At 40.4% G+C, this 748-nt stretch carries 1 protein-coding gene; it reads left to right on the top strand.

What is annotated here, in order from left to right:
* Positions 1–607: DUF3304 domain-containing protein (locus PJK54_RS17700; protein ID WP_271303509.1), on the top strand; the 607-nt coding region annotated here is incomplete at its 5' end.
* Positions 608–748 lie beyond the last annotated feature (141 nt).

The raw sequence follows: 748 nt of genomic DNA, 5'->3' as shown, positions 1-748 counted from the left end.
ATCGATGGCCCCTTACGGAGCAGGAGGGATTCGTTGCTGCTACGAGGTACCGAAACAATGGCATGAAGGCTTGATGGTAGAGGTTGAAACATATTATCCGCTTGTAGGCGATACTATAGAAGAGCGTTCTGAGGATTTAGGACAAAGGGAAGCTACGGGGACTGTCACGGAAAAAGTAAAGTTACCGGTGCCAGAATACCAAGCTCCTGCAGCAGGAACATTGTGGGTGCAATTCATGCCTGACAGAAATATAAAAGTTGTGGTGAGTGATTTATCACCGGATCATGAAGATTTTCCGGGTGATGTCAAAGGTTGGCCTGTACCTTCAGACGAATACCGCCGACAAAAGATAGATCAAAAGATTAATTTTTTAGAAAACAGTAAAAAGAATCAGCAAGAAGATCTAAATGAATTAAAAAGAAATCCCGACACGGTTCTAAAAAGTTACTGGAATATTTTTAGTGATATTAAGCATATGTCTAAAGAGATAAATATTTTCTCGGATTATCAAGACCCAAGGTTTAATGACTTTATGAAAAGCTATTTAAAAGCAGGTATTGCTGGAGACGATAGAAAAATAGATATTTATAAGAGGTCTAGACCATGAGTGCAAAACTGGCATCTAGTGTAGAAAGCTCGAGTCATGACCCTAGTTATTTCGATAGTTTCTTTTCCGAGGAAGAGATAAGACGCATAAGAACGGGCGGATGCAGGCTCTGAGTGCAACACTCTATTGAATTGAGGGTGA

Source organism: Cobetia sp. MMG027, from assembly GCF_027947415.1.
Lineage (GTDB): Bacteria > Pseudomonadota > Gammaproteobacteria > Pseudomonadales > Halomonadaceae > Cobetia > Cobetia marina.
The sequence above is the reverse complement of the archived record's forward strand: the minus strand, read 5'-3'. Positions and strand labels throughout refer to the sequence as shown.